Annotated in this window: 25 protein-coding genes; 13 read left to right on the forward strand and 12 right to left on the reverse strand. The window is 65.7% G+C overall.

The genetic code is table 11. The features are described 5' to 3' along the window. Positions 1-9 precede the first annotated feature (9 nt). Both gcvH and gcvP read left to right on the forward strand, forming a co-directional pair. Positions 10-366: a glycine cleavage system protein GcvH gene (gene gcvH / locus LY44_RS11705; RefSeq protein ID WP_055213141.1), complete on the forward strand. Its 357-nt coding sequence runs from the start codon at positions 10-12 to the stop codon at positions 364-366. Between the two features lie 13 nt (positions 367-379). After that, entirely contained in the window at positions 380-3214 is a 2835-nt protein-coding gene (gene gcvP / locus LY44_RS11710) for an aminomethyl-transferring glycine dehydrogenase (RefSeq protein ID WP_055212911.1), read from the forward strand. Between the two features lie 234 nt (positions 3215-3448). Here the strand turns inward: gcvP and LY44_RS11715 are convergent, their stop codons facing one another. Genes LY44_RS11715 through LY44_RS11735 form a run of 5 tightly spaced genes read right to left on the reverse strand, consistent with a single transcriptional unit; the run spans position 3449 to position 7241 of the window. Further along, positions 3449-4567, reverse strand: coding sequence for a beta-ketoacyl-ACP synthase III (locus tag LY44_RS11715; protein ID WP_055212912.1), 1119 nt, complete (start codon positions 4565-4567; stop codon positions 3449-3451). A 57-nt stretch (positions 4568-4624) separates the two neighbouring features. Continuing rightward, positions 4625-5566, reverse strand: coding sequence for a 2-hydroxyacid dehydrogenase (locus LY44_RS11720; RefSeq protein ID WP_055212913.1), 942 nt, complete (start codon positions 5564-5566; stop codon positions 4625-4627). Further along, the gene (locus tag LY44_RS11725; protein WP_055212914.1) at positions 5566-5904 is read right to left on the reverse strand and encodes a tRNA-binding protein; all 339 of its coding nucleotides are present in this window, start codon (positions 5902-5904) and stop codon (positions 5566-5568) included. Before LY44_RS11725 ends, LY44_RS11720 begins: the two co-directional genes overlap by 1 nt. Continuing rightward, positions 5901-6713 (reverse strand): pyrroline-5-carboxylate reductase, encoded by an 813-nt coding sequence (proC, locus tag LY44_RS11730; protein WP_055212915.1) that lies wholly within the window; start codon positions 6711-6713, stop codon positions 5901-5903. The genes LY44_RS11725 and proC overlap by 4 nt, the downstream gene beginning before the upstream one ends. 24 nt (positions 6714-6737) lie before the next feature. After that, positions 6738-7241, reverse strand: a complete 504-nt coding sequence (locus LY44_RS11735) for a type III secretion system chaperone family protein (protein WP_055212916.1) — start codon at positions 7239-7241, stop codon at positions 6738-6740. A gap of 259 nt (positions 7242-7500) precedes the next feature. On the opposite strand from LY44_RS11735, the gene aroC reads away from it, so the two are divergent. Continuing rightward, positions 7501-8601 carry a chorismate synthase gene (gene aroC / locus LY44_RS11740; protein WP_055212917.1) on the forward strand — a complete coding sequence of 367 codons (1101 nt, stop codon included), beginning with the start codon at positions 7501-7503 and terminating at the stop codon, positions 8599-8601. Between the two features lie 3 nt (positions 8602-8604). Here the strand turns inward: aroC and LY44_RS11745 are convergent, their stop codons facing one another. The 4 genes from LY44_RS11745 to hisA form a co-directional block, all read right to left on the reverse strand. Next, the gene (locus LY44_RS11745; RefSeq protein WP_055212918.1) at positions 8605-8907 is read right to left on the reverse strand and encodes a DUF1330 domain-containing protein; all 303 of its coding nucleotides are present in this window, start codon (positions 8905-8907) and stop codon (positions 8605-8607) included. A 69-nt stretch (positions 8908-8976) separates the two neighbouring features. Further along, entirely contained in the window at positions 8977-9288 is a 312-nt protein-coding gene (locus LY44_RS11750; RefSeq protein WP_055212919.1) for a phosphoribosyl-ATP diphosphatase, read from the reverse strand. Then, positions 9285-10046 (reverse strand): imidazole glycerol phosphate synthase subunit HisF, encoded by a 762-nt coding sequence (gene hisF / locus LY44_RS11755; RefSeq protein ID WP_055212920.1) that lies wholly within the window; start codon positions 10044-10046, stop codon positions 9285-9287. Before hisF ends, LY44_RS11750 begins: the two co-directional genes overlap by 4 nt. A 170-nt stretch (positions 10047-10216) precedes the next feature. Next, a complete protein-coding gene (hisA, locus tag LY44_RS11760; RefSeq protein ID WP_055212921.1) occupies positions 10217-10936 on the reverse strand; it encodes a 1-(5-phosphoribosyl)-5-[(5-phosphoribosylamino)methylideneamino]imidazole-4-carboxamide isomerase in 720 nt (239 codons plus the stop codon). Positions 10937-11071: 135 nt separating this feature from the next. On the opposite strand from hisA, the gene LY44_RS11765 reads away from it, so the two are divergent. After that, a complete protein-coding gene (locus LY44_RS11765) occupies positions 11072-11455 on the forward strand; it encodes a DUF2147 domain-containing protein (RefSeq protein ID WP_055212922.1) in 384 nt (127 codons plus the stop codon). Positions 11456-11529: 74 nt separating this feature from the next. Here the strand turns inward: LY44_RS11765 and LY44_RS11770 are convergent, their stop codons facing one another. Continuing rightward, positions 11530-12369, reverse strand: coding sequence for a universal stress protein (locus LY44_RS11770; RefSeq protein ID WP_055212923.1), 840 nt, complete (start codon positions 12367-12369; stop codon positions 11530-11532). 248 nt (positions 12370-12617) lie between these two features. Here LY44_RS11770 and ccoN point away from each other — a divergent pair, with 248 nt between their 5' ends. The 8 genes from ccoN to ccoS all read left to right on the forward strand — a co-directional run bounded on the left by ccoN (position 12618) and on the right by ccoS (position 20676). Beyond that, complete coding sequence (gene ccoN / locus LY44_RS11775; RefSeq protein ID WP_055212924.1) at positions 12618-14216, forward strand: cytochrome-c oxidase, cbb3-type subunit I; 1599 nt, start codon at positions 12618-12620, stop codon at positions 14214-14216. 12 nt (positions 14217-14228) lie between these two features. Beyond that, positions 14229-14957: a cytochrome-c oxidase, cbb3-type subunit II gene (gene ccoO / locus LY44_RS11780; protein WP_055212925.1), complete on the forward strand. Its 729-nt coding sequence runs from the start codon at positions 14229-14231 to the stop codon at positions 14955-14957. Between the two features lie 11 nt (positions 14958-14968). Next, a complete protein-coding gene (locus tag LY44_RS11785) occupies positions 14969-15145 on the forward strand; it encodes a CcoQ/FixQ family Cbb3-type cytochrome c oxidase assembly chaperone (protein ID WP_055212926.1) in 177 nt (58 codons plus the stop codon). Between the two features lie 45 nt (positions 15146-15190). Beyond that, positions 15191-16084, forward strand: coding sequence for a cytochrome-c oxidase, cbb3-type subunit III (gene ccoP, locus LY44_RS11790; RefSeq protein ID WP_055212927.1), 894 nt, complete (start codon positions 15191-15193; stop codon positions 16082-16084). 264 nt (positions 16085-16348) lie between these two features. Further along, complete coding sequence (gene ccoG, locus LY44_RS11795; protein WP_055212928.1) at positions 16349-17809, forward strand: cytochrome c oxidase accessory protein CcoG; 1461 nt, start codon at positions 16349-16351, stop codon at positions 17807-17809. Between the two features lies 1 nt (position 17810). Continuing rightward, a complete protein-coding gene (locus LY44_RS11800; protein ID WP_055212929.1) occupies positions 17811-18266 on the forward strand; it encodes a FixH family protein in 456 nt (151 codons plus the stop codon). A 5-nt stretch (positions 18267-18271) separates the two neighbouring features. Next, a complete protein-coding gene (locus LY44_RS11805) occupies positions 18272-20500 on the forward strand; it encodes a cation-translocating P-type ATPase (RefSeq protein WP_081024537.1) in 2229 nt (742 codons plus the stop codon). Positions 20501-20517: 17 nt separating this feature from the next. After that, positions 20518-20676 carry a cbb3-type cytochrome oxidase assembly protein CcoS gene (gene ccoS / locus LY44_RS11810; RefSeq protein ID WP_055212930.1) on the forward strand — a complete coding sequence of 53 codons (159 nt, stop codon included), beginning with the start codon at positions 20518-20520 and terminating at the stop codon, positions 20674-20676. Positions 20677-20785: 109 nt separating this feature from the next. On the opposite strand, the gene LY44_RS11815 is transcribed toward ccoS, so the two are convergent. Both LY44_RS11815 and LY44_RS11820 read right to left on the reverse strand, forming a co-directional pair. Then, entirely contained in the window at positions 20786-22303 is a 1518-nt protein-coding gene (locus LY44_RS11815) for a D-alanyl-D-alanine carboxypeptidase family protein (protein WP_236692564.1), read from the reverse strand. 299 nt (positions 22304-22602) lie between these two features. Continuing rightward, on the reverse strand, positions 22603-23313 hold the full coding sequence (locus LY44_RS11820) for an HAD family hydrolase (RefSeq protein ID WP_055212932.1): 711 nt from the start codon (positions 23311-23313) through the stop codon (positions 22603-22605). Positions 23314-23484: 171 nt separating this feature from the next. Here LY44_RS11820 and clpS point away from each other — a divergent pair, with 171 nt between their 5' ends. After that, positions 23485-23838 carry an ATP-dependent Clp protease adapter ClpS gene (gene clpS, locus LY44_RS11825; RefSeq protein WP_055212933.1) on the forward strand — a complete coding sequence of 118 codons (354 nt, stop codon included), beginning with the start codon at positions 23485-23487 and terminating at the stop codon, positions 23836-23838. Positions 23839-23848: the final 10 nt, after the last annotated feature.

Consider the following 23848-nt stretch of genomic DNA (forward strand, 5'->3'; position numbering starts at 1 on the left):
ACGATGGCGATCCGTTACACCCCCGAACACGAATGGCTGCGCGTCGAGGGCGACCTTGTCGTCGTCGGCATCACCGAACATGCCAGCGAACAGCTGGGCGATGTCGTCTTCGTCGAGCTGCCCGAGGTGGGCCGCAAGGTCGAAAAGGGCGACGAGGTTTCTGTGATCGAATCGGTCAAGGCCGCCTCCGACATTCTGGCGCCCTTGGCGGGCGAGATCGTCGAAGTGAACGAGGCCCTGCCCGACACCCCGGCGCTGGTGAATGAAAAGCCGATGGACGCCTGGTTCTTCAAGATGAAGGTCGCCGATCTGGCGGCGGTCGAGGACTACATGTCCGCGGGCGCCTATGAGGATTTCATCGGATAAATCGAGTAAAAACATGAGCTTCACCCCCACCGATTACGACCCTTACGATTTCGCCAACCGCCGCCACATCGGGCCAAGCCCGTCCGAGATGGCGCAGATGCTCAAGGTGGTGGGGGTGCAAAGCCTCGACGCGCTGATCGACGAGACGGTGCCGCAGGCGATCCGTCAGGCGGCTCCGCTGTCCTGGCCGCCGATGACCGAGCACGAGCTGCACGACAAGCTGCGCGAGGTGCAAAAGAAGAATGCCGTGATGACCTCGCTGATCGGGCAGGGCTATTACGGCACCGCGACGCCGCCCGCGATCCAGCGCAACGTGCTGGAAAACCCGGCCTGGTATACCGCCTACACGCCTTATCAGCCGGAAATCGCGCAAGGCCGGCTTGAGGCGTTGCTGAACTATCAGACCATGGTCGCCGATCTGACCGGTCTGCCGGTGGCGAATGCCTCGCTGCTCGACGAGGCGACCGCCGCGGCCGAGGCGATGATGATGGCGGAACGGTCCGCCAAATCGAAGGCGCGGGCGTTTTTCGTGGATCTCAACCTGCATCCGCAGACGGTGGCGGTGCTGGAAACCCGGGCCGCGCCGTTCGGGATCGAGATCGTCAAGGGCCAGCCCGACGAGCTGGTGCCCGATGCGGTTTTCGGGGCGATTTTCCAATATCCGGGCACCTATGGCCATGTCCGCGACTTCACCGATTACATCGCGATGCTGCATGAAGCCGGGGCGATTGCGGTGGTGGCGACGGATCTGCTGGCGTTGTGTCTGCTCAAGGAACCGGGCGCGATGGGGGCCGATATCGCGGTGGGCTCGGCGCAGCGCTTTGGCGTGCCGATGGGCTTTGGCGGTCCGCATGCGGCCTTCATGTCCTGCCGTGACAGTCTGAAACGCACGATGCCGGGGCGGATCGTCGGCGTGTCGATCGACGCGCGGGGCAACAAGGCCTATCGGCTGTCGCTGCAAACGCGCGAACAGCATATCCGGCGCGAAAAGGCGACCTCGAACGTCTGCACGGCGCAGGCGCTTCTGGCGGTGATCGCCAGTTTCTACGCCGTTTTCCACGGGCCGAAGGGGCTGCGCGCGATTGCCGAGCGGGTGCATCTGAACGCCGTGCGGGTGCGCGATGCGCTGGTCGCGGCCGGGGCCGATGTGGCGCCGCAGGCGTTCTTCGACACGATCACTGTGCGGGTGGGCGTGGGGCAGCAAGGCATCATGGCCGCCGCGCGCCAGCATGGCATCAACCTGCGCAAGGTGGGCGAGGGGCGCGTTGGCATCTCGATCGACGAGGTGACGGACGAAGACGTGCTGGTGCGGCTTTTGGACAGTTTCGGCATCAAGACCGTGCCGCCGATGGGGCAAGCCCTTGGGTTCCCTGCGGAAATGCTGCGGAAAACCGACTATCTGACGCATCCGGTCTTTCAGATGAACCGCGCCGAGTCGGAAATGATGCGCTACATGCGCCGCCTGTCCGACCGCGATCTGGCGCTCGACCGGGCGATGATCCCGCTTGGCTCCTGCACGATGAAGCTCAATGCCGCGGCGGAAATGGCGCCCTTGACCTGGCATCGCTACAACTCGCTGCACCCGTTCGTTCCGGCCGATCAGGCGGGCGGCTATGCCGAGATGATCGCGGATCTGACCGCGAAGCTGTGCGAAATCACCGGCTATGACGCGTTTTCGATGCAGCCCAATTCCGGCGCGCAGGGCGAATATGCCGGGCTGATGACGATTGCCGCCTATCACCGGGCCCGCGGTGACGCGCAGCGCGATGTCTGTCTGATCCCGGTCTCGGCGCATGGCACCAACCCGGCCTCGGCGGCGATGGCGGGGATGAAGGTCGTCGTGGTCAAATCCGCGCCGAATGGCGACGTGGATCTTGAGGATTTCGCCGACAAGGCGGCACAGGCGGGGGATCGGCTGGCGGCCTGCATGATCACTTACCCCTCGACCCATGGCGTGTTCGAAGAAACGGTCAAGGAAATCTGCGCCATCACCCATCGCTTTGGCGGGCAGGTCTATATGGACGGCGCGAACATGAACGCGCTCGTGGGGCTGGTGAAGCCGGGCGAATGCGGCTCGGACGTGAGCCATTTGAACCTGCACAAGACCTTTGCCATTCCGCATGGCGGCGGCGGTCCGGGCATGGGACCGATTGGCGTCAAGGCGCATCTTGCGCCCTATCTGCCCGGCCATGTGGAGACCGACGGCAAGGCGGGGGCGGTCTCGGCCGCGCCCTATGGCTCGGCGTCGATCCTTTTGATTTCCTGGGCCTATTGCCTGATGATGGGCGGCGAGGGGCTGGCGCAGGCGACGCGGGTGGCGATCCTGAATGCGAACTATATCGCGGCGCGGCTGAAGGCGGAGTATCCGATCCTCTTCATGGGCAACCGCGGCCGGGTGGCGCATGAATGCATCCTCGATACCCGCCCCTTTGCCGAAGTGGGCGTGACCGTTGATGACATCGCCAAGCGGTTGATCGACAACGGTTTCCATGCGCCGACGATGAGCTGGCCGGTGGCGGGAACGCTGATGGTCGAGCCCACGGAAAGCGAGACCAAGGCCGAGATCGACCGCTTCATCACTGCGATGCTGGCGATTCGGGAAGAGGTGCGCGACGTGGCCGAGGGGCGGATTGGCCCCGAGGACAGCCCGCTGCATCACGCGCCGCATACGGTCGAGGATCTGGTGGCGGAATGGGACCGGAAATACTCGCGCGAGCAGGGCTGCTTCCCGCCCGGGGCCTTCCGCGTCGACAAATATTGGCCGCCGGTGGGGCGGGTCGACAACGTCTATGGCGACCGGAACCTTGTCTGCACCTGCCCGCCGGTGGCGGACTGGGCGGCGGAATAGGGGCTGCCCGTCTTGGCCGAGGCCCGTGCCTCGGCCTTGCGGTACATGTCCCCTTGTCAGGCCGGACGCCAAAGCGTCCCTGCCAGCGCCCGCCCCGCCCATGGCGGGCGCTTCTCGCCCGCCGGGACGGGCGCCGGCCTCTGTTCGGGCTTGGGGCAAACGGTCTTGGGACGGCGGGGCCGCAAGCGGGCGGGGAAAGGCAGCGCCTTTCCTGATCCGCCCGGACCGGCCGTTTCAGAACCGCTCGACGATCACTGAGCCGACCGAATAGCCCGCCCCGAAGGAGCAAATCAGCCCGGTCTCGCCCGGTTTCAGGTCCTCCGAGAACCGGTCAAAGGCGATGATCGACCCGGCCGAGGAGGTATTGGCGAATTCCTGCAAGATGTTGGGCTGCTCGCCCGGTTCCGGGTCGCGCCCCAGCACCTTGCGGCCGATGAAATCGTTCATCGTCTTGTTCGCCTGATGCAGCCAGAGCCGCCGCAGATCGCTCGCCGCCACGCCCTCGGCCTCCAGATGATGCAGGATATGCGCCGAGACCAGCGGCAGCACTTCCTTGAAGACCTTGCGGCCCTCCTGCATGAATTGCATGTCGCGCCGATCCGCCAGCCCGTCGGGCCGGGTGCGGCGCAGAAAGCCGTTGTTGTTGCGGATGTTGTTCGAAAACTCGGTCGCGCATTTCACCGAGCGGATCGCAAAGCCCTGCGCCGCATCGTCCTGCCGTTCGATCAGCACCGCCGTCGCCACATCGCCGAAAATGAAATGGCAATCGCGGTCGCGCCATTCCAGATGCCCCGAGGTGATTTCCGGGCTGACCACCAGCGCGCGCCGCACCGAGCCCGCCCGGATCATGTCAGCCGCCGCCTGAATCCCGAAGGTGGCCGAGGAACAGGCGACGTTCATGTCGAAGGCAAAGCCGCTCGCGCCCAGAAGTTGCTGAATTTCAATCGCAATCGCGGGATAAGCGCGCTCCATGTTGGAGGCCGCACAGATCACCAGATCGACCTCGGCCCCGCTGCGCCCGGCTTTCGCCAGCGCCTTTTGGCAGGCATCCACCGCCATTTCCGCCATGATCCCGGGCTCGTCATCCGAGCGCTGGCGCAGCGCCGGATACATCCGGTCGGGGTCCAGAATGCCTGAGCGGTCCATCACATAGCGGCTCTCGATCCCCGAGGCTTTCAGGATGAACTCGGACGAGGAATGCTCGAGCGGGCTGATCTCGCCTTCGGCGATCTGGTCCGAATGCGCGGCGTTGAACCGGTCGGCATAGGCGTTGAACGCGGCCACAAGGTCATCGTTCGAAATCGCATCGGGCGGCACGAAGACGCCGGTTGCGGTGATGGCTGGCTGATACATGAAGGCTCCCCCAGGGTCGGGGTCAAATTCTTCCGGGGCGCGGCTGTCGTCAAGCCTTCATAAAGCGTTTGGCAGCGGCGTGCCGTCACGGAAGGCGCGCAGATTTTCGACGGCCATCAGCCCCATCGCATCGCGGACTTCCTCGGTCGCGGTGCCCAGATGCGGAAGCAGCGTGACGTTTTCCAAACCGCGCAGGGCAGGGGGGACGGTGGGCTCGCGTTCATAGACATCAAGCCCCGCGCCGCCGATCCGGCCCCGGGCAAGGGCCTCGATCAGCGCGGCCTCGTCGACCACATCGCCGCGCGCGACATTGATCAGATGCGCATGGGGCGGCATCAGGGCAAGTTCCGCCGCGCCGATCAGGTGGCGCGTCTCGGGCGTCGCGGGCACGGCCAGCACGACGAAATCCGATTGCGCCAGCAGATCGGGCAGGGGCAGGGGCAGGGCCGGGACATCAAGGATTTTCGGGCTGCGCGCGGCATAGCTGACCGGCATGCCGAAGCCGAAATGGGCGCGTTTGGCCACCGCCTGACCGATCCGGCCCATGCCGATCACGCCCAGCCGCTTGCCCGTCACATGCGCGCCCAGCATCTGCGTCGGCGCCCAGCCGGTCCAGCCGCCCGCGCGCAGCATCCGCTCGCCCTCCGACGCCCGGCGTGCTGACATCAGCAAAAGCGTCATCGCGATATCGGCCGTGGCATCGGTGACGGCGCCGGGGGTATTCGTCACCGCCATCCCCGCCGCCTTGGCCGCCGCCACGTCGATATGGTTCACGCCGACGCCGAAATTTGCCAGCAATTTCGCGCGGATGGGGCCGGTGAAGGCCTCGGCCCGCAGCGCATCGCCAAGCGTCGGCAGAAGCGCGTCATAGGCGGCCAGCGCGTCCCGCGCCTCGGGCAGCGTCATCGGCGCGTCACGCTCGCGAAACTCGGCGGCAAATTCGTCGCGCAGGAGCGCCGCGACCCGGGGCGTCAGCGCCCGCGTGACCAGAACCCGCATCAGAACAACTTTCCGCCCGAGGGCACATCCTGTCCCGGGCCGATCAGCACCACGGCGCCGGTCTCATCGGGCAGGCCCAGCACCAGGGCTTCAGAGCGGAACGGCCCGATCTGGCGCGGCGGGAAGTTGACGACGCCCAGAACCTGACGCCCCAGCAGCGTTTCGGGCGTGTAATGCACCGTCACCTGCGCCGAGGATTTCTTCACCCCCACCTCGGGGCCGAAATCGACCCGAAGCTTGTAGGCGGGCTTGCGCGCCTCGGGGAAGGGCTGCACCTCGACGATGCGCCCCACCCGAATATCGATCTTGGCGAAGTCGTCGTAGCTGATCTCGGTCATTGGCCGAGTTCCCGGCCGCGATCGGCCGCGGCCTTGACCGCGCGTTGCAACAGGGCCGGAAAGCCGGTTTCGGGGTCCATCAGATGCGCCAGCGCCGCCGCCGTCGTGCCGCCCGGAGAGGTGACGTTCACCCGCAGCTGCGCCGGGCTTTCGGTCGCGTCTTCCGCCAGTTGCCCGGCGCCGCCCACGGTGGCCTTGGCCAGTTTCATCGCCAGATCCGCGGGCAGCCCCTCGGCTTCGCCCGCCGCGGCCAGCGCCTCGATCAGGTGAAAGACATAGGCCGGGCCCGAGCCCGACAGGGCGGTGACCGCATCCATCTGATGCTCGCCCTCCAGCCGCACCACCTGACCGACGGCGCAAAGAAGCCCCTCGGCCAGATCCAGATGCGCTTGCGTGGCGGTGGCATTGCCGCAGATCGCGGTGATGCCGCGGCCGATCGCGGCGGGGGTGTTCGGCATCGCCCGCACCACCGGCGTCGAAGCCCCCAGAATCGCTGCATATTTCGCAAGCGTCGTGCCCGCGGCGACAGTGACGAAAAGCGTGTCACCGCCGCCCATCGCCTGCAGCCCCGGCAGCGCCTCGGCCATCATCTGCGGCTTCACCGCCACCAGAACCACGGCGGGCGCTGCGGGCAGGGCGCCGTTCAGCGCCACCCCCGAAGCCTTCAGCCAATCGCTTGGAAACGGCTCGACCACATGCACGGCGGCCGGCGAAAGCCCCTGCCGCAGCCAGCCCGAAAGCAGCGCCGAGCCCATCTTGCCACAGCCCAAAAGCACCAGCCCGCGGGCCTCGATATCGGAAAAATCCATCGCAATCCCCCTTTTGGGGGCAGATTAGGCGCGGCCGTAAGCCTCGGCAATGGCGACTTTCATCGCCGCCTCGGGCGTGTCATTGCCCCAGGTGGTCAGCTGCATCGCCGGATAGAAGCGTTCCGACACCGTCAGCGCCGAGCGGATCATCCGGTCGATCTGTTCATGCGCGGCGTCCTGACCGCCCGCCAGCACCAGCCCGTAGCGCCAGACCATCAGCTTTTGCGCCGACCAGAAGGTGAAGGCGCCGGTCCAGCATTGATCGTTGATCGCATTGAGAAGCTCGTAAAGCGCCGCTTCGCGGTCTTTCGGCGGGTCGATCTCGAAGGTGGAGATCAGCCGCAGCGTCTCTTCGCTGTCCGACCAGGCGAGCGTGATCGCATAGGACCGCCACTGCCCCTCGACCGTCATCGCGATCTGGTCATGGGCGACGCGGTCGAAGTCCCAATCATAGGCAAGCGCGACGCTCTCGACCACATCGATCGGATGCAGGTCGGACCCGTCCAGGAAATCTTCGCTCAGTGCCATGCGCGTCCCTGCTTGCCTGTGTGCCCATCAAAGAGCCCCGCTAGGATTCGCCGGGGCCACTATGAGCGGCAGTTTTCCCTGCCGTCCCTACAAGATATCGTGGGGCCTGCAGACCCCTGTGTAAAGCAGATTATCGTGGATAAGTCGTGAAGCCTGCGGAATCCCGGGGATAAATCCGATGCTTGCGTGGGAAAGCGGGGCAGTTCGCGCTTTATCGGCGCGCGGCCTTGGCTTATGGCGGATGCAAACGGAGGGCCCCATGTCGTTCAACAGCTTCGGTCACATCTTCCGCGTCACCACCTGGGGCGAAAGCCACGGGCCTGCGCTGGGCGCCACGGTCGACGGCTGCCCGCCCGGCATCGAGATCTCGGAAGAGGTCATCCAGGTGTTTCTGGACCGTCGCCGCCCGGGCCAGTCGGCGATGACGACGCAGCGGCAGGAACCCGACCGGGTTCGGATCCTCTCGGGCATCTATGAGGGGCGCACGACCGGCACGCCGATCCAGCTGATGATCGAGAACACCGATCAGCGCTCGAAAGATTACGGCGAGATCGCGCGGCAGTTCCGCCCGGGCCATGCCGACATCACCTATCACCAGAAATACGGGCTGCGCGATCCGCGCGGCGGCGGGCGGTCCTCGGCGCGGGAAACCGCGGCGCGGGTGGCGGCGGGGGGCGTCGCGCAGGCGGTGTTGCGGGCGCTGGTGCCGGGGCTGACGATCACCGGCTACATGGTGCAGATGGGCGAGAAACATCTGAACCGCGCCCATTTCGATGCCGCCGAAATCCTGCGCAACCCGTTCTTTTTGCCCGATGCCTCCGCCGTTGACGAATGGACCGACTATCTCGCCGCGATCCGCAAGGATCAGAATTCGGTCGGCGCGGCGATCGAGGTGGTGGCGACGGGCTGCCCGGTGGGGCTGGGCGCGCCGATCTATGCCAAGATGGACAGCGATCTTGCCGCGGCGATGATGACGATCAACGCGGTCAAGGGCGTCGAGATCGGCGAGGGCATGGCGGCGGCGGCGCTTTTGGGCACCGACAATGCCGACGAGATCGTGATGGGGCCGAACGGTCCCGAGTATCTGTCGAACCACGCGGGCGGGATTTTGGGCGGCATCACCACCGGGCAGCCGATCGTGGTGCGGATGTCGGTCAAGCCGACCTCCTCGATCCTGACGCCGCGCCGCTCGATCAACACCGCAGGCGAGCCGGTCGAGGTGGTGACGAAGGGCCGCCACGATCCCTGCGTCGGCATCCGCGCCGTGCCGGTGGCCGAGGCGATGATGGCCTGCGTGATCCTCGATCACCTGCTTTTGGACCGCGCCCAGACCGGCGGCGTCCGCGGCAAGATCGGCTGAGGCTCAGCCGATCCAGCCCTCGACGATACAGATGTCGGCGTCGGAGACCGGCGTCCGCAGCGCCAGCGCGTGCTGGTATTCCGGGCTGAGATAACAGGCGCGGGCGGCGGCGAGGCTGGGGAATTCGATGACGATGGTGCGGGGGCGCAGATCGCCCTCGACCACCTCCATCTCGCCACCGCGGACAAGGAAGCGCGCCCCGTATTTCGCAAAGGCTGCGGCATTGGCGGTGCGGTAGGCCTGATAGGCCTGCGGATCGTCGACCGTCACATGGCCGACCCAGTACCCCTTGGGTGTCTCGTTCATTTTCCCCTCCCGCTTTGAGGCAGCCTGCGGGGCAGGGGGGGATTTTGCAAGCGCTTCGAGCGCGACCTTTCAGCCGCGCGCGGCCTTTTCCGCAAGGCCCGAGGTGCCTGCGCGGCGGTCCAGCTCGGCCAGAACCTCATCGACCGTCACGTCGCGCGCGGCGAGCATGACGACCAGATGGTAAAGCACGTCGGCGGCCTCGTAGACCAGATTTTCGCGGTCGTTCTTGACCGCGGCGATGATCGCCTCGACCGCCTCCTCGCCGAATTTCTCGGCGCATTTTTCCGGGCCCTTGGCGAAAAGCTTCGCGGTCCAGGAACTGTCGGGGTCGGCGCCCTTGCGGGCTTCGACGGTGGCGGCCAGACGGGAAAGGGCGGTCATGCAAGCCTCATCGGAATGCCGGCGGCGGCCATATGGGCTTTCGCTTCGCCGATCGTATAAGTGCCGAAATGGAAGATCGAGGCGGCCAGAACGGCCGAGGCATGGCCCTCGGTCACGCCCTCGACGAGGTGATCGAGCGTGCCGACGCCGCCCGACGCGATCACCGGGATCTTCACCGCATCGGCGATGGCGCGGGTCAGGGGCAGGTTGAACCCGGCCTTGGTGCCGTCGCGGTCCATCGAGGTGAGCAGGATCTCGCCCGCGCCCTTTGCCTCGACCTGCCGGGCAAATTCGACGGCGTCGATGCCGGTCGATTTGCGCCCGCCATGTGTGAAAATCTCCCACCGCCCCGGCTCCACCGTCTTCGCGTCGATGGCGACGACTATGCATTGCGACCCGAAACGATCGGCGGCTTCGGCCACCACATCGGGATTGGCGACGGCGGCCGAGTTGAAGCTGACCTTGTCGGCGCCCGCCAGAAGCAGCGCGCGGACGTCATTGTGCGTGCGCACGCCGCCACCCACGGTCAGCGGCATGAAACATTGCTCGGCGGTGCGGGTGACCAGATCGAACATCGTGCCGCGGTTTTCATGCGTGGCATGGATGTCAAGGAAACACAGCTCGTCCGCGCCCGCCGCGTCATAGGCCTTGGCGGCCTCGACCGGGTCGCCCGCGTCGATCAGGTTGACGAAGTTCACGCCTTTCACCACGCGGCCATCGGCCACGTCGAGGCAGGGAATGATGCGCGTCTTGAGCATGGGGCACTCCTTTGGCGCCTTTCTAGCGGGCGTCTTGCGGCTTGGAAAGCGCTGGACGCGGGGCTCTGCCCCGCACCCCGAGGTATTTTTGGCAAGATGAACCCCAAGCCCTTTCATCTTGCCGAAAATACCTCGGGGGGCGTCCCGCAGGGACGGGGGGCAGCGCCCCCCTAGGCCTTCAGCGCCGCAAGCGCCGCTTGCAGATCAAGCGCACCGTCATAGATCGCGCGGCCCGAGATCGCGCCTGCGATCACGCCGGTGTCGCGCAGCGCGATCAGATCGGGCAGGGACGACACGCCCCCCGAGGCGATCACCGGGATCGAGACGGCGCGGGCGAGGGCCTCGGTCGCCTCGATATTCGGGCCGGACATCGCGCCGTCGCGCAGGATGTCGGTATAGATGATCGCCGCCACGCCCGCATCTTCGAAGCTTTTCGCCAGATCCGTCACCAGCACGTCGGTTTCCGTGGCCCAGCCCTTGGTCGCCACCTTGCCGTTCCTCGCATCGATGCCGACCGCCACTTGCCCCGGGAAGGTCTTCGCCGCTTCGCGCACGAGGCCCGGGTTTTCCACCGCCACCGTGCCGAGGATCACCCGCGCCAGCCCCTTTGAGAGCCAGCGCTCGATCGTCGCCATGTCGCGGATGCCGCCGCCAAGTTGAGCCGGAACGGTGATGCGGGCCAGGATCGCCTCGACCGCGGCGCCGTTCACCGGCTCGCCCGCGAAGGCGCCGTTGAGATCGACCAGATGCACCCAGGCGCAGCCCGCCGCCTCGAACTTCGCCGCCTGCGCCGCCGGATCGGTGCCGAAGACCGTGGCCTTGTCCATCTCGCCGTGCAAAAGCCGCACGCAGTTGCCGTCCTTGAGGTCGATTGCCGGGTAGAGGATCATCGGAGGCTCCTTTCGCTGCCCGCCTCTTGCCACGGGCGGCGGCGCTTGCCAAGGCCGGGTCAACGTCACGTCAGGCTTGCCGGGAATCGGGCGCTGTGTCGCAATGACGCGCAGGGAAACCGGGAGGAGACACCGATGAGAACAACGCTGATGGCGATGGCGCTTTGCCTTGTGGCGGGGATGGCCGCGGCCGATCCGATCGAGGGGCTGTGGCAGACCCAGCCCGATGACGGCGCCTATGCCCATGTGAAGATCGCCCCCTGCGGTCCGGCCTTTTGCGGCACGATCGTGAAATCGTTCAAGGAGACCGGGCCTTACGACTCGCCCAATGTCGGGCGGCAGATCGTCATCGACATGGTGCCGAAAGGGCCGGGCGCCTATGAGGGCAAGGTCTGGCGGCCTTCGAACGACAAGATCTACATCGGCAAGATCGCGCTTTCGGGCAGCGCGATGAAGCTTTCGGGCTGCGTCGCGGGCGGGCTGATCTGCAAGGCGCAGGCCTGGACCAGGGTGAACTGATCCCGCTTGCGCCGAATATGAAGCGGCGCCCCGCGGGGCGCCGTTCCGTTGCGTGAGTGGCAGTCGTCGTTCGTTCAATGCGCCATCAGGACCGGCACTTCGGCCATTTCCAGCATGTTGCGCGTGGCGCCGCCCAGGATCGCCTCGCGGAAGCGCGAGTGCCCATAGGCGCCCATCACCACCATCTCCGAGGAGGTGTCGCGCACATGGCGGTTGATCACATCCGAGATCCGCGGCAGCGTCTTGGCCAGAACCGACACTTCGACCTTCACGCCATGCCGCGCCAACCATTGGCTCAGCTGTCCGCCCGGGTCGGACCGTTCCGGTCCATGCGCGGGCGGGTCGATCACCGTGATGTCCACCAGCGTCGCCGCCTTGAGCAGCGGCAGCGCCTTGCGGATCGCGTTCATCGCCTCGTTCGACTGGTTCCAGGCCACCACGACGCGGCGCGGCGCCAGCGAGGGCACCGCCGCATCGGGCATGATCATCACCGGCGATTGCCCCTCGAACAGCGCGGCCTCGACCGCGGCTTCCAGTTCCTGACCACGCCCCTTGCCATAGGGATGCCCCATCACCACCAGATCGGCGAAGCGGGCGCGCAGCCCGACGACGGTCGCGATCGCGCCGATCTGCGCCACCACGGCCTCGCTGCTCCAGCGGATTTCCTCGCCCGCCAGACGCTCGCGCATCGCCTGTTCCAGCTCGCGCGCGTCATCCTGCGCCCGGTCCAGAACTTCCTGCTGCACGAAGGCCGTGGCCCCCGCGTAATAATACCCTGTCTGGGTCCGGTCGACGCCCATGCACAGCACTTCCAGATGTGCATCTTCGGCGCGCGCCACCGCCATTGCCGACTCAAGCTGAAGCCGGGCTTGTGAGACATCCGTCACAATCGTCAAAACTGTTTTATAGGCCATGTGACCCCTCCATGTGCCGATTCTGTCCTTAAATTAACGGCTTCCGTCCGGTCACGCCTTGACGCGGATCAAGCTTTCAAGTGGACACCATGACACGGTGCGACGAACGGTCGCATCCTCTTGTCAAGAGTTTGATCAAGGTCAAAGCGGGTGTCATACCCTGAAGTCACAAAGAACAAGAGAGAGAGACTTCCTGCTCCGGCCGAATCGTCGGGACGGGATTTGAAAACGCGAAGGGACGCAAAAAAATGTGGGATTACGTCAAGCTTGTCGCGCTTGGCGTCGTGGCGGCTATTGCCGCTTACGCCGCCAGTCAGGCGCGAGATTTGCCGTATATGGTGAACATGGTCGAGGTCGCGCTTGCGGCCGTGATCGCGTTGATCTGGGTGCTGCGCACCATGGGGGACCCGAAACCCTCGAAAGACGAGTATTTCGACGGCGTGATCCGCGCCGGCGTGATCGCAACCACGTTCTGGGGGATCGTCGGCTTTCTCGTGGCCGTCGTCATCGCCTTCCAGCTCGCCTTTCCCGCCCTGAACCTTGAGTTCGGCAACGGGATGCTGAACTTCGGGCGTCTGCGTCCGCTGCACACTTCGGCGGTGATCTTCGCCTTCGGCGGCAACGCCCTGATCGCCTCGGCCTTCTATGTCGTGCAGCGCACCTCGGCGGCGCGTCTCTTCGGCGGCACGGCTCTGGGCTGGTTCGTGTTCTGGGGCTGGCAGCTGATCATCGTCACCGCCGCGACCTCCTATCTGCTGGGCGGCTCGCAGGGCAAGGAATATGCCGAGCTGAACTGGCATCTCGACATCCTCGTCGCGGTGGTCTGGGTGGCCTATCTGATCGCCTTCCTCGGCACGATCTTCAAGCGCAAGGAACCCCATATCTACGTGGCGAACTGGTTCTACCTGTCGTTCATCGTGACCATCGCCATGCTGCACATCGTCAACAACCTGGCCGTCCCGGTCTCGATCTTCGGCACCAAATCGGTGCAGCTGATGGCGGGCGTGCAGGATGCGATGACGCAATGGTGGTACGGCCACAATGCCGTGGGCTTCTTCCTCACCGCGGGCTTCCTGGGCATGATGTATTACTTCGTGCCGAAACAGGCCGAGCGTCCCGTCTATTCCTACAAGCTCTCGATCGTCCACTTCTGGGCGCTGATCTTCCTCTACATCTGGGCCGGTCCGCACCACCTGCACTATACCGCGCTGCCCGACTGGGCCTCGACGCTGGGCATGGTGATGTCGGTGATCCTGTGGATGCCGTCCTGGGGCGGCATGATCAACGGCCTGATGACGCTTTCGGGCGCCTGGGACAAGCTGCGCACCGATCCGGTGATCCGGATGATGGTGGTCTCGATCGGCTTTTACGGCATGTCGACCTTTGAAGGGCCGATGATGTCGATCAAGGCGGTCAACTCGCTCTCGCATTACACGGACTGGACCATCGGTCACGTCCATTCGGGCGCGCTGGGCTGGAACGGCATGATCACCTTCGGCATGCTCTACTTCCTGACGCCGCGCCTGTGGGGCCGTTCGGGGCTTTATTCGCTCAAGCTGGTCAGCTGGCACTTCTGGCTCGCCACGATCGGTATCGTGCTTTACGCCTCGGCGATGTGGGTGACGGGCATCATGGAAGGCCTGATGTGGCGTGAAGTCGACGCGCAGGGCTTCCTCGTGAACGCCTTTGCCGACACCGTGGCCGCGAAATTCCCGATGTATGTGGTGCGTGGCGTCGGTGGCGTGCTCTACCTGCTGGGCGGTCTGATCATGGCCTACAACCTCTGGGCCACGGTCGCGAAACAACCGAAGACGGCCAATCTCGCCGTTGCGGTTCCGGCGGAATAAGGAGCAACGCAGATGTCAATCATGGACAAACACCACGTTCTGGAAAAGAACGCGACGCTGCTTTTGATCTTCGCCTTCCTCGTCGTCACCATCGGCGGCATCGTGGAAATCGCGCCGCTGTTCTATCTGGAAAACACCATCGAGAAGGTGGAGGGCATGCGTCCCTACACCCCCCTCGAGCTGACCGGGCGGGACATCTACATCCGCGAGGGCTGCTATGTCTGCCACTCGCAGATGATCCGGCCAATGCGCGACGAGGTGGAACGCTATGGCCATTACAGCCTGGCGGCGGAATCGATGTATGATCGGCCGTTCCAGTGGGGCTCGAAACGGACGGGGCCCGACCTCGCCCGCGTCGGCGGCCGCTATTCGGATGCGTGGCATGTCGAACACCTGATCAACCCGCAATCGGTGGTGCCGGAATCGGTGATGCCGAGCTACGGCTACCTGGCCAAAGTGCCGCTTGACAGCACCTGGATCGAAGATCGCGTCAGCACCGATGCCTTCGTGGGCGTGCCCTACACCTCGGAGATGATCGCCTCGGCCAAGGCCGACTTCGTCGCCCAGGCGGACCCGAACGCCGACAGCACCACGCTGCTGGCGGGCTATGGTGAAAAGGTCAACATCCGCAACTTCGACGGTCAGCCCGGTCTGACCGAGATGGATGCGCTGGTGGCTTATCTGCAGGTGCTCGGCACGATGGTCGATTTCTCGACCTTCCAACCCGTGGCAAGTCGCTGAAGGAGCTGGGGATGGACTATCATATCTTGCGTGAATTCGCTGACAGCTGGGCGGCGCTTGCGCTCTTGCTCACCTTCATCGGTGCCGTGATCTGGGCCTTCCGGCCCGGCTCCTCCAAGGTTCACGACGATATCGCGAACATCCCTTTCCGCCATGAAGACAAACCCGCCGATCATGGCCGGGGCTGAGACCCCGGTCGCGACGACGGCGCCACGCGGTAAGGAGGCGTGGAGATGAGCAAAAAACCGACGACCAAGAAAGAGGTGCAGACCACTGGACACCAGTGGGACGGCATCGAGGAACTGAACACGCCGCTGCCGCGCTGGTGGCTGTGGACCTTCTACGCCACCATCATCTGGGGTGTGGCCTATTCGATCGCGATGCCGGCCTGGCCGATCTTCGCCTCGGGGGCGACGCCGGGCCTGCTCGGGTCTTCGACCCGGGCCGATGTCGAAAAGGACATCGCCAAATTCGCCGAGATGAACAAGGCGGTGGAAGAAAAGCTGGTGGCGACGGATCTGACCGCGATCGCGGCCGATCCGGAGCTGGTGACCTACACCCGCAACGCGGGCGCCGCGGTGTTCCGCACCTGGTGCGCGCAGTGCCACGGCGCGGGGGCGGGCGGCAACACCGGCTTCCCCAGCCTGCTGGACGGCGACTGGCTGCATGGCGGCGCGATCGAGACGATCTACACCAACGTCAAGCACGGCATCCGCGATCCGCTTGATCCGGACACGCTGCTGGTCGCGAACATGCCCGCGCATCTGACCGACGAGCTGCTTGAACCGGCGCAGATCGACGAGGTCGTGCAATATGTGCTGCAGATCTCCGGGCAGCCGGCCGACGAGGTCAAGGCGACCGCGGGTCAGCAGATCTTCGCCGAAAACTGCGTGTCCTGCCATGGCGAAGACGCCAAGGGCCTGGTGGAGATGGGCGCGCCCAACCTCACCGACGGGATCTGGCTTTACGGCGGCGATGTCGCGACGCTGACCAGCACGATCCAGTATGGCCGCGGCGGCGTGATGCCGTCCTGGAGCTGGGCGGCCGATGGCGCGAAACCGCGTCTGAGCGAAGCGCAGATCCGCGCGGTGGCCTCTTATGTGCACAGCCTGGGGGGCGGCCAGTAACAGCGAAACCTGATCCCGGGGGGCCTGCCCCCCCGGGCAGCACCGATGCCCCGTCCTGTTCGCGCGTTTCCCGGGGCGTCGGTGCGTTTCAGCATATCTGCCCCCCGGCCCGGCCGATCAAGGGGCAGACTGGCCGAACTGCCCCGATCCGGGGAACGCACGTCCAAAAAGCTGCATCGGCGACATAGCTTTAAGGTGCAGTTGCAAACCCGGCCCGTTCCTGTTCAATCCCGTCAGGACGGAGCCCAGCCAACGGAGACACCCGTGAGCGCCAATCAACCAAGTCCCGACGACGCGCCGCTTTATTTCGCGCGTGAACCGATTTTCCCCCGACGCATTTCCGGCAAGTTCCGTTCGCTCAAATGGGTGCTGATGGCGCTGATGCTGGGCATCTATTACATCACGCCCTGGATCCGCTGGGACCGCGGCGCGGCCTTGCCCGATCAGGCGGTTCTGCTTGACCTTGGCAACCGGCGCTTCTTCTTCTTCGGGCTCGAGATCTGGCCGCATGAATTCTACTTCGTCGCGGGCCTTTTGATCATGGCGGGGCTGGGCCTCTTTCTGTTCACCTCGGCGCTGGGCCGGGTCTGGTGCGGCTATGCCTGCCCGCAGACGGTCTGGACCGATCTTTACATCCTTGTGGAACGCTGGGTCGAGGGCGACCGCAACAACCGCATCCGCCTGCACCGTCAGGCCTGGAACGCCGAGAAGATCCGCAAGCGGCTGATCAAATGGGGGCTTTGGCTGTTCATCGGTCTGGCCACCGGGGGGGCATGGGTGTTCTATTTCACCGATGCGCCGACGCTGCTTTCCGATCTTCTCACCGGCGACGCCTCGCCGATCGCTTACACCACCATCGCCATCGCCACCGCGACGACCTTTGCCTTTGGCGGTTTCGCCCGCGAACAGATGTGCATCTATGCCTGCCCCTGGCCGCGCATCCAGGCCGCGATGATGGACGAGGACACGATCACCATTGCCTATCGCGAATGGCGCGGCGAACCCCGCGGCAAGCTGCAAAAGGGCGAGAAACTGGCCGAGGGGCAAGGCGATTGCATCGATTGCATGGCCTGCGTCAACGTCTGCCCGATGGGGATCGACATCCGCAACGGCCAGCAGCTCGAATGCATCACCTGCGGGCTGTGCATCGACGCCTGCAACGAGATGATGGACAAGATCGGTAAGCCGCGCGGTCTGGTCGGCTACATGGCGCTGAAGGACGAGGCGCATGAGCGCGCCGGTAACAAGGTCACCAATATCTGGACCCATGTACTGCGGCCGCGCACGCTTTTGTATTTCACCCTCTGGGCGGGCTTCGGCGTCGCTTTGGTGGTGGCGCTTTTCCTGCGCTCGCCGCTCGATTTCAACGTCACGCCGAGCCGCGATCCGCTGTTCGTGACGCAATCCGACGGCACGATCCGCAACATCTACACCCTGCGCATCCGCAACAAGCACGGTTCGGAAGAAACCTTCCGCATCTCGGCCACCACCGCGGATGACGCGGAAACCCGGGCACTGAAACTGACGCTCGAAGGGGTCGAGGGCGACACGATCACCGTGCCCGCCGACCAGCTTTACAACCAGCGCCTTTACCTCGATGCTGGTCCCGCGTCGGATCTGGCCGCGGCCAAGCGCACCGGGATCATGATCTGGGTCGAACAGGTGGGCGAGGACGAGCCGGTGTCGGACAAGGCCGACACCGTCTTCAACGGCAAGGGCAAGTGAGATGGCAAAACCGCTGACCGGCCGCAAGGTCCTGCTGATATTCGTGGCCTTTTTCGGGCTGATCATCGCCGTCAACGTGACGATGGCGGTGCAGGCGGTGAGGACCTTCCCGGGGCTTGAAGTGGCTAATTCCTATGTCGCCTCGCAAAGCTTCGATGCCGACCGCGCCGCGCAGGAGCGGCTGGGCTGGACGGTGAAGCCCGCTTATGCGGATGGCCTGCTGACGCTCGACATCCGCGACCGGGCGGGGCAGCCCGCCCCGCTGGGCCAGCTCGAGGTTCTGGTCGGCCGCACCACCATGGCGGCCGAGGATCGCAAGCCGCAGATGACCCGGACGGACGGCGTCTATTCCGCGCCCCTCAGCCTTGCCCCCGGGGCCTGGCTGATCCATCTTTCTGCCACATCCGCGGACGGGGTGCTGTTCCGCCAGCGCCTCGATTTCTTCGTCGAAGGCTGAGACCGATGACCGCTGCCCCCCTTGCCTCGGTGACCTCCCCTGCGGCGGTCACCGAAGATCACCTGTCCGCTTCCGCCTGCCCGGCCTGTCTGGCCGCGCCCTCGGCCGAAGATCTGGCGAAATCGGGCGATATCAAGGGGGCGCGGATCATGCTCTCGCTGCCCACCGCCCATTGCGCGGTCTGCATCACCGATGTCGAACGCGAGATGGAGGCGCAGCCGGGCGTGCGCTCGGCGCGGGTCAACCTGACGCTGAAACGCGTCTCGGTCGATGCCGAGGCGGGGGTGACCGCCGAGGCGCTGGTCGAGGCCTTGGCCAGGATCGGTTACGAGGCCTATGAGCTTGACCCCGGCATGTTGTCGGCGACGGAAACCGACAAGCGCGGCCGGGATCTCTTGATGCGGATCGGCGTCGCCGGTTTCGCGATGATGAACATCATGCTCTTGTCGATCGCGGTCTGGTCGGGGGCCGAAGCCGCGACGCGCGACATGTTCCACTGGATTTCCGCCGCCATCGCGCTGCCCACCGTGGTCTTCGTCGGCCAGCCCTTCTTCGCCTCCGCCTGGGGCGGGCTGAAACACGGCCGCGTCAACATGGATGTGCCGATCTCGCTGGCGCTGATCCTCGCCTCGGGGATCTCGATCTTCGAGACGATGAACCACGGCCATCACGCCTATTTCGACGCGGCGGTGATGCTGTCCTTCTTCCTGCTGGTCGGCCGCTATCTCGACTATCGCACCCGCGCCGTGGCGCGCTCGGCGGCCGAGGAGCTGGCGGCGCTGGAAGTGCCGCGCGCGCATCTTCTGCGCGAGGGCGTCGAGACGATCGTGCCGGTGGCCGATCTGAAGCCGGGCGATCTGATCCGGGTGCGTCCGGGCGGCCGCATCCCGGCCGATGGCGAGGTGACTTCGGGCAGCTCGGAAACCGACCGCTCGCTTTTGACCGGGGAAACCCTGCCGGTCTATGTGGGGCCCGGCACGATGCTGTCGGCGGGCGAGGTGAACCTGACCGGGCCTTTGACGCTGCGCGTCACCGCGGCGGGCAAGGACAGCTCGCTGCACCGGATGGCCGATCTGGTCGCGATGGCCGAAAGCGCCAAGACCCGCTACACGACCTTGGCCGAACGCGCCGCGCGGGCCTATTCGCCGCTCGTCCATGCGCTCTCGTTCTCGGCCTTTGGCTACTGGATGTGGGCCACCGGGGGCGATCTGCGCTTTGCCATCAATATCTCGGCCGCCGTCCTGATCATCACCTGCCCCTGTGCGCTGGGGCTCGCCGTGCCCGCGGTGATCACCGCGGCCAGTGGCAAGCTGTTCCGCAAGGGGCTTTTGATCAAGGACGGAACCGCGCTGGAACGGCTGGCCGAGGTCGATACGGTGGTGTTCGACAAGACCGGCACGCTGACCATGGGCATGCCGGTTCTGGAAGGGCTCGACACGATCGAGGAGGAAACTCTCTCGGTCGCGGCGGCGCTGGCGCAGGCCTCCTCCCATCCGCTGGCGCGGGCGCTGGTGACCGCGGCCGAAGCCCGCGAAATCCGCCCCGTCGCGCTCGATGACCTGCGCGAAGTGCCGGGCTTCGGCATCGAGGGGCGGCTGGGCGGGCTTGCGCTGCGGCTGGGCCGGGCCGATTGGGTCGGCGCCGCGCCCTGCGATTGCACCGCCGCGCATCTGCGGCTGGGTCAGGCCGAGCCGGTGACCTTCCGCTTTTCGGATCACCTGCGTCTGGGCGCGGCCGAGGCGGTGGCGCTTTTGACCGCGCAGGGCAAGCGGGTGCTGATGGTCTCGGGCGATGTCGAGACGGCGGTTTCGGCGCTGGCGGGCAAGCTTGGCATCACCGAATGGCATTCGGGCACGCTGCCCGCCGAAAAGGCGGCGCTGGTCGCCGATCTGATGGGGCAGGGGCGGCGCGTGCTGATGGTGGGCGACGGGCTCAACGACACCGCGGCGCTGGCGGCCGCGCATGTCTCGATCTCGCCCGCCTCGGCGCTCGATGCCGCGCGCACCGCCTCGGACATCGTGCTTCTGGGCGCCGATCTGGCGCCGGTGGGCGATGCTTTGCGCATCTCCGGACAGGCGCGGCGCCGGATCAAGGAGAATTTCGTGATCTCCGCCGCTTATAACGTCATTGCCGTGCCGCTGGCGCTGGTGGGCCTTGCCACGCCGCTGGCTGCGGCCTTGGCGATGTCGACCTCGTCGATTACTGTGTCGCTGAACTCGATGCGGCTGAAATAGCCCGAACGGAGGCCAAGATGTCGGTCCTGACCTATCTGATCCCGATCTCGCTGTTTCTGGGCGGCTTCGGCCTTGTCGCCTTCCTGTGGTCGCTGCGCGCCCGGCAATATGACGACCCCAGGGGCGATGCCGAGCGCATCCTGTCGGGCAAATACGACGACCGGCCGAAAAGCTGATAAGGCGGCAAGGGCGTATTTGCGCCAAGAAAAAACCCGGACCTTTCAAGGGGCCCGGGTTTTGCTTTTTCTTGGTCCAAATACGCCCTTTCGACGGGCGGGGCCGAGCTTACGGCCCGATCACCGAACAATCGACCGCCCGGGCTGCAAGGCGCGCGCAGGCCAGATCGGCGTCGCCGCGGCTGAGACCGACAAAGAGCGCATCATAGCCCGACTTGCGGGTCGCGACCTTGCGCAGCCCCTGCGACAGCGCGTTGCTTTCCATCAGCGCGGTTTTCAGCAGTACCTGTTCGGCGGCATATTGCGACGGATATTTGCCAAGGCTGATGCCCCAGTTGCGCCCGCCCGAGGAAGAGGCGCGGGCGACGACCTCGCGCTTGCCTTCGGGCATCGGCGCGGGCGGCGTCAGGGCGGCGAGAATCACCGTGTCATTGCGCGGCACCTGCGCCGAGGCGCCAAGCGCCAGGGTTTCGGGCTGCGCGGTGGCGGTCTGGATGAAGACCGGGCCCGAGGGATCGGTGTCGCCCTGGGCTTCGACGCTTTCGTCGGCGGGCTCGATCATCGCGAGGGTTTCGGGCTGCGGTGCGGTGACCTGGTCCAGCGGCGCGGGTTCGGGGGCCGGTTCGGGCGTGGCGGCGGCCAGTTGCACCGGCGCGTCTTCCGGCTCGGGCGTCGCGGCGGCGGAGGCCGGGCGGGCCTGCGGGCGCGGGCTGCGGGCAAGGCCTGCGAGTTCGAGCGCGTCGGGTGCGGCGGCGCGGGCGGCGACGGTGGCGGCCCCGGCGGCGGCGGCGGCCAGTTTCACCGCCTCCTCGTCGCCGTCCTCGGCCTCCTGCGCGGCTTCGACCTGCGGCCCGGAGATGTCGTTTTCGGCATTGGCCATCAGCATCGGCGGCTCGGGCTTTTGCGCATTGACCTTGCCGGGCGCGCGTTCAAAGCCCAGGTCGAGCAGCTCGGCCATCTTCGAGTTGCGCGCCGCGGGCGAGGTGCCGCCGAAGACCGTCGCGATGATGCGCTTGTTGCCGCGCTGCGCCGAGGCGGTCAGGTTGAAGCCTGCGGGCACGGTATAGCCGGTCTTGATGCCGTCGGCGCCGTCGTAGGCGTCCAGAAAGCGGCGGTTGGTATTCGCCACATGGGCGATGCCCGCATCCGCGGTCCGGCGCGAGAACAGATTGTAATATTGGGGAAAATCGTAAAGCAGGTGACGGCCGAGGATCGACATGTCATGCGCGGTCGACAGATGCCCCGCCTTCGTCAGCCCGTTGGCGTTCTTGAAGGTGGTGTTCTTCATGCCAAGCGCCTTGGCGGTGCGGTTCATCCGCGCCGCGAAATGCGCCTCGTCGCCCTCGAGGAAATCGCCGATCGCGGCGGCGGCGTCATTGGCCGATTTGATCGCGGCGCCACGGATCAGATAGCGCAGGGCGATCTTCTGTCCGGTGCGCAGCCCCAGCCGCGAGGGCGCCTGACCGGCGGCATTGGCCGAGACCGTGACCATCGTGTCAAGGCTCGCCTCGCCCGATTCGATCGCCTGAAAGGCGATGTAAAGCGTCATCATCTTGGTCAGCGAGGCCGGGTGAAGCCGCGTGTCGGCGTTCTTTTCGTAAAGAACCTCGCCGGTGCGGGCGTCCATCACATAGGCCGCAAACGGTGCCGCCGACAGCGCCACCGGAAGAAGAGCCAAGAATACTGCCAAAAGACCCGAACGGCCCCAGTGCGTCAGCCTGGTCACGATAACTGCCCTTACTGCCTCTATGTACCCCGTTGTGGTCTGGGGCTTGACGGCAAGTTTAGCACGCCTTCCCGGTGCTGAAAACCACGAAGATTCAAAGGCTTCAACTGAGGCGTTCGTGCAACGCAGGGATGATTTTCGTCAACATGTTGCGGCCGCGGAGGGGGTTTGTGCCGGATCTTGTGGCTGGCGGTCGCGGATCAGTCCCCGGTGGCGACCGCGATCGCGCCGACAAGACCCGCCAGCCCGCCCAGATCCGGCAGCTCGGCAAAACGCGGATGCGCCGCGGGCGGGGCGGCATGTTCCAGCGCCCAGGTCATCTCATGCGGCACATGCACGCCCCAGCCGCCCGCATCGAGCATCGGCAGCACGTCGGATTTCAGCGAATTGCCCACCATCAGCCCCTGATCGGCGCCGGTGCCGTGCCGCGCGAAGACCGCGCGATAGGTCTCGGGGCGCTTGTCCGAGACGATCTCGACCGCGTCGAAAAGATCGCCAAGGCCCGATTGCGCCAGCTTGCGTTCCTGATCGAGCAGATCGCCCTTGGTCACCAGCACCAGCCGGTAGCGGCCTGCAAGCGCCTCGACCGCCTCGCGGGCATGGGGCAGGATCTCGATCGGATGCGCCAGCATCTCGCGCCCGGCGGCCAGGATCTCGCCGATCACCGCGGCGGGCACGCGGCCTGCGCTGACCTCGATCGCGGTCTCGATCATCGACAGGGTGAAGCCCTTGACGCCAAAGCCATAGGCGCCGACGTTGCGGCGCTCGGCGGCGAGCAGGCGCTGTTCCAGCTGCGCCACCTCGGCGTGATCGGCCAGAAGGTCGTGAAACCGGGCCTGGGTCAGGCGGAAGAACCGCTCGTTGTGCCAAAGCGTGTCATCGGCATCAAAGCCGATCGTGGTCAGGGTCATCGGGGCTCTCCTTGCGGGCAAACTGACGCCGGGCCGCGCGGTTGGCAAGATGCGCCGCACTGGCTTTTCTTGCCGCGCCATGATCCTATATTGATCCCCGGAGCCACGATTCCCTGCGATCTTGGACATTTGACACCGATTCGACCCTTTTGACCCTGCGGAGGACTGCCCTTGCTTCACCCCCTATACCTCAGCGCCCCTCGCGCCGGAGACGGCGAGGGGGATGGCGCGGGCGAGGCCGGGCTTGCGGTCAAGACCGCGCCCCGCACCGCCCGGCCGCCGATGTACAAGGTCATGCTGCTGAACGACGATTACACGCCGATGGAATTCGTCGTGCATATTCTGGAACGTTTCTTCGGCATGACCCATGCCCAGGCCTTCGAGATCATGCTGACCGTGCACAAGAAGGGGCTGGCCGTCGTCGGCGTCTATTCCTTCGAGGTGGCCGAGACCAAGGTCTCGCAGGTGATGGATTTTTCCCGCCGTCACCAGCACCCGCTGCAATGCACCATGGAAAAGGAGTGAGGGGGGCACC

This window comes from Rhodobacter capsulatus, assembly GCF_003254295.1.
Classification (GTDB): Bacteria; Pseudomonadota; Alphaproteobacteria; order Rhodobacterales; family Rhodobacteraceae; genus Rhodobacter; species Rhodobacter capsulatus.